This window comes from Kaistella sp. (assembly GCF_032060305.1).
Lineage (GTDB): Bacteria > Bacteroidota > Bacteroidia > Flavobacteriales > Weeksellaceae > Kaistella > Kaistella yananensis.
This window is the reverse complement of the sequence record NZ_DAMBHK010000084.1, coordinates 1-8,285: the sequence shown is the minus strand read 5'-3', so window position 1 is coordinate 8,285 and position 8,285 is coordinate 1. Positions and strand designations below refer to the sequence as shown.

The following is an 8,285-nucleotide window of genomic DNA, read 5'->3' as shown; positions in this document are numbered from 1 at the left end:
ATTCCTGAGATTGAGGACGAAGGTATTACGGTTTCTGATATCGTAGTGGTTCTTGACCGCGAGCAGGGTGGAAAAGAAATGCTTGAAGGTAAAGGCTACCGCGTACATACCCTGTTCACCATTTCGGAAGTCTGCAAAATGCTTAAAGAAGAAGGCCATTTAACAGACGACGAAGTTTTAAGAATCGACGATTTTCTTAAAGGAAACATAGTGAAATTTGAAGAGAGAAAACGCGCATCTTACGAAACAAAACTCGCAAACGCTGAACATTCTGTTGCGAAAAAGCTTCTGGAAATTTCGCTTGAAAAAAAATCAAACCTCATCGTTTCTGCCGACGTTATTACCACGCAAGAATTGCTGGACCTTGCTGAAAAAGTCGGTCCACACATCGTGGCTCTTAAAACACATATCGATATTATTACCGATTTCGATCCGGATACCACAATTCTTCCGCTGAAAGATCTGGCAACCAAATATAATTTCATGCTGATGGAAGACCGCAAATTTGCAGATATCGGCAATACCCAGGAACTGCAGTTTTCGTATGGAATCTACAAGATTTCGAACTGGGCAGATTTTGTGACTTCCCATGTGATCGGAGGTTACGAAGCGCTGGACTGTTTCCTGAATGTAGGCGTTGTAGCGATTGTGGGCATGTCTTCCAAAGGAACTTTAACCAACAAAAACTATCAGGAAGAAGCTTTAAAAATCGCACAGTCGCACCCGAACGTTATTGGCGGTGTTTCCCAAAAACAGCTTCCTGATGAACTTCTTCTTTTCACGCCGGGTGTGAATATGGGCGACTCAGGCGACGGTAAAGGCCAGCAATACCAAACGCCTGAATATGTTTTCAAAAACCTGCAGACTGATTTTATGATTGTAGGCCGTGGCATCTATAAAGTTGAAGATACTGAAAAAGCTGCACTCAACTACAAAATTGCCGGCTGGAACGCCTATCTGGAGAGTCTGTAAAAGGTAAAGCATTCCATGGCTAATATAATTCTGCTCTTTCTTTGTCTCTTCCTCGGTGTTTTTCTGAGGAAGACCAAACTCTTTCCGGAAGACGGGCATCTGGCACTGAATTCTTTTGTGATCAATATTTCGCTTTCGGCGCTGTCGCTCTATTATATTCCGAAACTACTCTTAAGTTTTGAGGTTATTTTTCCCGTGGCAATCGCCTGGCTCAATATCTTTCTGTCACTGGTATTCTTCAGTATTCTTTCTAAAAAGTTCAAATGGTCTAAATCGCTCACCGGTGCGCTGATTATGTGCGCCGGTTTCGGAAATACTTCTTTTGTGGGGATTCCGGTTATTCAGTCGCTTTTCGGGGAAAACGGCCTGAAAACGGTGATGCTCGTCGATCAGCCGGGTTCTTTCGTGGCGCTTTCTACCGTTGGAATCGCTGTGTCCAATTATTATTCGGGCACGAAGAATTCTGTTGCTGAAATCGTTAATAAAATCATCAGATTTCCACCATTTATTGCCTTTTCAGTGGCCCTTATTCTGAATCTTTTCAGCATTACAGTTCCGTCAGATTTAGATGAAGTTTTCGGAAAACTTGGCGCTACAACGGTTCCCTTAGCTTTGGTTTCTGTTGGAAGTCAGCTGAAATGGCAACCTCCCGGAGAATATTCCAAGCCTTTGCTGTGGGGACTTCTGTTTAAGCTTATCCTTTTTCCGGCATTTATTTTCGTGCTGTATTTTATGATATTGAACCAGCTTGGTGAAACGGTGGAAATTGCTTTTCTGGAAGCTGCCATGGCGCCGATGATCACTGCTGCCATTATCGCATCAACCCATAAACTGGAGCCCAAACTTTGTAATCTGATGGTGGGTGTGGGCATTCCGCTTTCTTTTATAACACTGGCAGGATGGTATTTGCTTCTGCAGTATTATTTGTAATTTTAAACAGCCGTTTCTTACCTTAGATCAATTGGTTGCTGGTTTAAAGGCTGTATCTTTGTAAATCTTAAATTTAAAACAAATGAAAGTAAATATCTGGAGCGACATCCGCTGTCCGTTCTGTTATGTAGGAAAAAAGAAATTTGAAAAAGCTTTATCACTGTTTCCACATGCTGATAAGATTGAAGTTACGTGGCACAGTTTCCAGCTGGATCCCAGTTTAGAGACTCAGCCCGAGGTGAATCCTTACGATTATTTCTCGAAAATAAAAGGCATCCCTGTAAGCCAGGCAAAAGCAATGCACGAACATGCAAAAAACGCCGGAAAAGAAGCAGGCATCGATTTTAATTTTGATCATTCGAAGGTCGCCAATTCTTTCAGGGGACATCTTCTCATTCAGCTGGCGAAGAAGAAAAATTTGGCTAATGATATGGAAGAAGCTCTTTTTGAAGCACAGTTTATTTCAGGAAAAAACATCGATGATGAATCTGTACTGCTTGAAACGGGAAAATCTGTAGGTCTTGCCGAAGAAGAAGTTAAAAACGCTTTAGTATCCGATGAAATGGCACATGCTGTAGGACAGGATGGGTTAATGGCAAGACAGTTGGGCATCAACGCGGTGCCGTTTTTTGTCTTCAATGATAAATATGGTGTCTCTGGAGCTCAGCAGCCTGAACATTTTCTGGAAGTGCTCACCAAATCTTTTGAAGAGTTTTCTGCCGGTGACAAAGGCCTGCAAATCATCAGCCAGGGAGAAAGCTGCGATACCGACGGAAACTGCGATTAAGTATTTCTTATCTTAGATCAATGCCCAACCATCTTATCAATTTTATTTTTGCACTATAATTAAAACAAAAAAGTATTATGAAAAAGTTACTCTCTATCCTTACGGTATTTATGTTCACCGTATCCACATTTGCTCAGTTGAATCTGAAAAGCGATGCCGCCCACTCAAGAATCCAGTTTACTGTGACTCACCTTGGGATTAACGACATTACAGGAAACTTCGATAAGGCAGATTTAACCATTAAAGCAGACGAAAAGAATTTCGTGAATTCTAAACTTACCTTCTCTGCAGATGTAAACTCCATCAACACGCACATTGAAGCCAGAGACAATCACCTTAAAAGTGCAGATTTCTTTGATGCTGCAAAATTCCCAACAATGGATTTTACCAGTACGTCCTTAACCAAAACAAAAAAGGATCAGTACACGCTTAAAGGCAACCTGACCATGCACGGCGTTACAAAACCGGTTACCTTAACATTGGTTTACAAAGGTTCTACGGTTAACGCAATGAACAAAAAAACAACCTACGGTTACCAGGTTCTGGGAACACTCAAGAGATCTGAGTTCAACGTAGGTCCTAATTTCCCTGCACCAATGATTAGCGATTCGGTAAGCATTAAAGGAGATTTTGAACTAACAGCTGAATAATTTTAGTTTGTGTTTTTAGTAGTTGGAAACGGAAGTTTGGGAAACCAGATTTCCGTTTTCTATTTCAGAGCCCGGAATCTTTTGATGGAAGTTGGGCTGAAAGTATATTTTGCCGTTACGGTTTTGGGGGCATTTACATCCAATTCATACCAAGGTGAAAGTTCCGGATGGGCAGTATTTTTAAGAATGTGAATATCCTGCGCCGGCATGAAACTCTCCGCCAGAAGATAAAGTCTTTTTCCGGCATTATTCGTCGCTATACCCATAATGATTACCGAATGCCCAGGACTTCCGGGTTTGATGATGAAATCGCCTGTTTTGATGTCTGAATTCTGCGTAACCGGCACCGCTTCCCTATCCAAAGAAATGGTTCCCGCGTAAAGGAAAATAATATTCAGGTAATTCCGAAAAGCAGTATAAGATTCATCAACAACACCCGAATCGTAGAAACTTACTTTTTTCTTTGATTCTTTTGTCCGGATTCCGTTTTTATAATCCTTCCAGGCAAAAAACTGTCCGCTGGTAAATTCGAAACCAATTTCATCAAAGCGTTTCTGAGACCACAGATATTCAGCATACAGCCTCATCCACGCGTCTGCACACTGCTGCAGGTCTTTGTCGCCAACATCAATTTTCAGAAGCGCCACATGCCGGTCCTGCGTTTTCACCGGAACCATTCTGTAATCGCGCACCGGAAAACCGGGAGGATGCAGCGGAAAATTCACCAGATATTCACCGAAACTTCCGGGTTGCTCTTTCATCCAGAAATATCCTTTGGGAGGAGTGAATCGCGTGATGATTTTAGATTTTTTAAGATCGACAAGCAAAGGCTCGGTCGTTTCAGTCACCTGAGAGAACACAGTCTGAACGAACATAATTCCCAGAAGAAACGTAATATGGTATAATTTTCGCAAATGCTGAACTTTAATCAAAATTAATTATTATTTGTAAATAAATTATAATTAAATCGGTTTACGAAAAACATCATTATATTTGAGGGTTACATTAAAATGAATAGAATTTTCTGCGGCTTTTTACTGATTTTGAATTATGTTGCGGTTTCGGCGCAGCAGGACAGCATTTACATCGAAGCTGAAATTAAAGCAAATCAAAGACAAATAACTGTAAATCAGGATATTGTTTATACCAATATTTCGTCTACTGATGCAGATACCATCAAACTCCTCAATTGGACTGCCGCCTACAAAACCTATACTACCCCACTCGCTAAAAGAAAGCTGGAAGACCGCAAAAGTGATCTTTACTTTGCCAAAAGTCATGAATTAGGAAGCGTACAAGATCTGGAAATCAAAATTGAAGATAAAACTGTGGCAAGCCCTTCCACAGATGACGAAAACATTTTTATTCCGCTTTCTAAAAGTCTGAAACCTGGCGAACAGGTTAAGGTATCCCTTCAATATGTTATAAACCTGCCTTTACAGAAATTTACAGGTTACGGAAGCGACGGTAAAAAGTGGATGCTGAAATATTTCTTCATTGTTCCGGATCGATTTGCTGATGATTCGTCGCAGGAAAGATATTATATCGATATTGAAGAAAACCAAAGTCCGGGCATTTACTGGAAGATAAATCTGAACATTCCGCCCAATTATTATTCCCAGAGTAACCTCAAAGAAATTCAGCCCAATTATTTTGAAGGAAGCCTGAACCGCGATCCTGAATTTCTGATTTCTGAAAACAATTTTTCAAAGATTATTACCAGGATTGATGGTGAAAAAACAGAAATTGATTTCGGTTACCATCTGGATGAAGCCGAAAAACAAAATCTGGAATTTTACCTGCCGCTACAGCTTAATTTCATTAAAAATAAAACCGGATTTCTGCCGGAAAAAATTTTCATTTCAGAAAAATTTCGGGACAGTGAAGATTTCACCGGAATTGATGACCTTAAATTCTGGAAATTCAAATACCAGCTTTTCAGTGATGCTGAAAAAACTGATTTGAATTATTTCAGCATTCTCTCCAAAAAAATTGTCGAACAGGCCACAATTTTCGATAAAAGAAAAGACCACTGGCTTGCTAACGGCCTGAAAACGTATCTGGAAATACAGTATATCGACCGCTATTATCCGGAGAAAAAACTGCTGGGAGAACTGCCGGAAAATCTAAAAGTTTTCGGTTTTAAACCACTGAAGCTTTTGTATGCATCCGACCTGAAACTTAAGGAACGTTATGGACTCACGTATCAGTACATCATGACGCAGAATCTGGATCAGCCGATCGGAGAATCTTTCGAAAAGTTGAGTAATTTCAACGCCAACGCCATCAGTCATTTCGAAACAGGAAGCTTGTTTTCTTTTATTGCCGAGAAGATGGGTACTGAAAAATTCGATGATTTTATCAGTGGATATTTATCAAAAAATGCGCGCAGCCACGCCGACCAGAAAGATTTTATGGACCAGCTGAGTCTGGCTTCCGGTTATTCCTCGGATTTCTTCGATCCCTTTATCCAAAAGAAAAACCGGGTAAACTTTAACATGAAAAGATATACCAAATCGGGTGATGAATTTCAGGTAAAGATTGCGAAAAACACCGAACTTCCTATTCCTTTCAAAATCGAAACGCAAACTGCCGGGGGAGAAGTGAAGGAGTTCTGGTTTGATACCGACGATTCCAAGGCCAAAAAAATTTATAATATCCCACAATCTGATGCTGAAAAAATCGTGGTGAACAGTGAATATATTTTTCCGGAAAACAATTTCCGCGACAATTATCTTTATACCAAAGGACTTTTTGCCAATACCAAGAAAATAAGATTCAAGTTTTTTAAAGACATTCCCAATCCCGAATATAATGAGATTTACCTGAATCCAAGGTTAAACTTCAATGCTTATGATAAAGTGCTGGTTGGACTTAATTTCAGGAACACTTCTTTTTTTGAGCGTAAATTCAACTATTCGTTCACTCCGTTTTACAGTTCAGGAACAGGGAAACTAACCGGTTCAGGCGGTGTAGCCTACTCTTTTCAACCTGCCAACAGTTTCTACAGAAATCTCGATTTGGGTGTTTCAGCCTCACACTTTCATTATGATTATGATTTAACGTACCAAAAAGTTTCTGCTTTTGCGAGTTTTAATTTCACTAAAAACCCGCGAACCGATATTGGCAGAAGTTTAGGATTATCTTATAATTTTTTCGAAAAGGAGCTGAATCCGCTTATGGAAGACACCGAATATGCCAAATACAACCTCTGGAATCTGGGTTATGGCTATGCAGACCGAAGCATTATTCATGAAAAATCCTTCAGTACCAACCTGCAGTGGATGGAAGATTTCCAGAAGATTTCTGCAGAAGCATTTTACCGCTGGGAATATGCGCAGGATAAAAAGGTAAGTTTCAGATTTTTTGGCGGCTATTTCATCACCAATAAAACAAAGAACAATCTTTTTGATTACGGGATTTCAAGGGTTTCGAATTATGCATTTTCGTATGGGCTCTTAGGACAAAGTGCCACTTCAGGATTGTTTTCTCAACAGTTTATTCTTGCCGAAGGCGGTTTCAAGTCTCATGTTGCGAAATCGGCTAACCAGTGGATTACCTCGGTTAATATCGATTCTCATGTGTGGAAATGGTTTAATGTATATGCTGATGCCGGTGTGTATAAAAATCGGTTGATGAATCCACAGTTCATCTGGGATTCAGGTGTTAAGGTAAAGGTAATTCCTGATTTTCTGGAGGTATACTTCCCAATCCAGAGTTCACTGGGATTTGAGCCTTCTTTTAAAGATTACGGAAGCAGAATTCGTTTTACACTGGTATTAAATTTCAACGCGATCACAAACTACTTCAGGAGAGGATGGTTTTGATGATGATGGATGTTGGGTGATGAGAGCGCGATGTTGAGAGGTCAATAATAGAAACTAAAAAAGCCGCTAGAAAAGCGGCTTTCAATATTTAAAGAAATAAAATATTAGTTTTTGATTACTTTTCTGCTCACTTTTGCAGATCCGTTATCTACAGTTACAATATAATTTCCTTTTGCCATTGAAGAGGTATTAATTGCCTGCCCGTTATCAACTCTGTTAGAGCTTACCAAACGTCCGTCTGCTGTATAAATGTTCACCGTAGCTTTTCCTGGAAGGATTAAACGAAGTTCGTTACCAACAATAGTGTTCATTTTTACAGCTTTATCGAAAGCGTTTACATCTGAAACGGCAAGATTCCCTTGCACCAATTGTACATCATCAACGTAAGAAGAACCACTACCATAAGATCTGAAAGCAACATCTATACTTGCAGCTGAAGGATGAGAAGTAAATACTACTGTATGTTGAGTCCATTCAGTTGGAGCAATCGGCAAATATCCATTGTTTGTTCTTAATGGATCATCTGCCGCAGTTGCACTGTTATAAACAGGAGCTCCAGTTGTATCTTTCATAACACTCCACAATCTGAAAATATTATTTTGATTAGTACCTTCTGGTCTAGTAGTAGACGCTTTGTACCAAAATGTAAGTGTATACTGAGTACTTCCCGCAATTGCAACATTTTGATAAAAACCTGTAGTAGCAGAAGGAAGTTCGTAAGCCGCTAATTTTAAACCGCTATGTGGATTAGTAGTTAAAATTGCCGGAGCTGTATAACCGTTTCCGGTACCAGCTGCCCAGGAAGTTAAGTCACTTTCAAAACCAGGGTTTTGCACTAAATTCGTTTGGGCAAACATCATCGCTGAAGCCGAAACTAAGCCTAAAATTGTAAAGATTTTTTTCATTGCAATTGATTTAAAATTATATTCTTTTTTAAGGAGTGTAAAATTACAAAAAAAATACTTCACCGGGGTGAAGTATTCTATATTTAACAATTTATTAAAATTGTTATTTTTTGATGATTTTCTGAGAAACTGCTTGTCCGTTTACTGTACCTGTTACGATGTACATTCCTTTAGGCAAAGAAGTTACATCCAAAGAAGTGTTTTCGTTAACAGA

Annotated in this window: 8 protein-coding genes; 5 read left to right on the top strand and 3 right to left on the bottom strand. The window is 39.6% G+C overall.

Annotated elements, in window-relative coordinates; genetic code table 11:
• From pyrF to V5N63_RS10300, 4 genes are all read left to right on the top strand, one after another.
• Positions 1-972 (top strand): orotidine-5'-phosphate decarboxylase (pyrF, locus tag V5N63_RS10315; protein WP_332033872.1); only part of this gene is annotated, 972 nt, incomplete at its 5' end.
• A gap of 15 nt (positions 973-987) precedes the next feature.
• Positions 988-1,902 (top strand): AEC family transporter, encoded by a 915-nt coding sequence (locus V5N63_RS10310; RefSeq protein ID WP_332033871.1) that lies wholly within the window; start codon positions 988-990, stop codon positions 1,900-1,902.
• An 82-nt stretch (positions 1,903-1,984) separates the two neighbouring features.
• Complete coding sequence (locus V5N63_RS10305; protein WP_332033870.1) at positions 1,985-2,689, top strand: DsbA family oxidoreductase; 705 nt, start codon at positions 1,985-1,987, stop codon at positions 2,687-2,689.
• A 77-nt stretch (positions 2,690-2,766) separates the two neighbouring features.
• Positions 2,767-3,339, top strand: coding sequence for a YceI family protein (locus tag V5N63_RS10300; RefSeq protein WP_332033869.1), 573 nt, complete (start codon positions 2,767-2,769; stop codon positions 3,337-3,339).
• A gap of 59 nt (positions 3,340-3,398) precedes the next feature.
• On the opposite strand, the gene V5N63_RS10295 is transcribed toward V5N63_RS10300, so the two are convergent.
• Complete coding sequence (locus V5N63_RS10295; protein WP_332033868.1) at positions 3,399-4,214, bottom strand: DUF4846 domain-containing protein; 816 nt, start codon at positions 4,212-4,214, stop codon at positions 3,399-3,401.
• 135 nt (positions 4,215-4,349) lie between these two features.
• Here V5N63_RS10295 and V5N63_RS10290 point away from each other — a divergent pair, with 135 nt between their 5' ends.
• Positions 4,350-7,166, top strand: coding sequence for an aminopeptidase (locus V5N63_RS10290; RefSeq protein ID WP_332033867.1), 2,817 nt, complete (start codon positions 4,350-4,352; stop codon positions 7,164-7,166).
• Positions 7,167-7,270: 104 nt separating this feature from the next.
• Here the strand turns inward: V5N63_RS10290 and V5N63_RS10285 are convergent, their stop codons facing one another.
• Both V5N63_RS10285 and V5N63_RS10280 read right to left on the bottom strand, forming a co-directional pair.
• The gene (locus V5N63_RS10285; RefSeq protein ID WP_332033866.1) at positions 7,271-8,161 is read right to left on the bottom strand and encodes a T9SS type A sorting domain-containing protein; all 891 of its coding nucleotides are present in this window, start codon (positions 8,159-8,161) and stop codon (positions 7,271-7,273) included.
• 13 nt (positions 8,162-8,174) lie between these two features.
• A partial coding sequence (locus V5N63_RS10280) for a T9SS type A sorting domain-containing protein (RefSeq protein ID WP_332033873.1) occupies positions 8,175-8,285 on the bottom strand: 111 nt, incomplete at its 5' end.

Bases quoted from the DNA above. Each gene is read 5' to 3' on its own strand.
- V5N63_RS10310 (WP_332033871.1), top strand. From the start codon at position 988: ATGGCTAATATAATTCTGCTCTTTCTTTGTCTCTTCCTCGGTGTTTTT.
- V5N63_RS10305 (WP_332033870.1), top strand. From the start codon at position 1,985: ATGAAAGTAAATATCTGGAGCGACATCCGCTGTCCGTTCTGTTATGTA.
- V5N63_RS10300 (WP_332033869.1), top strand. From the start codon at position 2,767: ATGAAAAAGTTACTCTCTATCCTTACGGTATTTATGTTCACCGTATCC.
- V5N63_RS10295 (WP_332033868.1), bottom strand. From the start codon at position 4,214: ATGTTCGTTCAGACTGTGTTCTCTCAGGTGACTGAAACGACCGAGCCT.
- V5N63_RS10290 (WP_332033867.1), top strand. From the start codon at position 4,350: ATGAATAGAATTTTCTGCGGCTTTTTACTGATTTTGAATTATGTTGCG.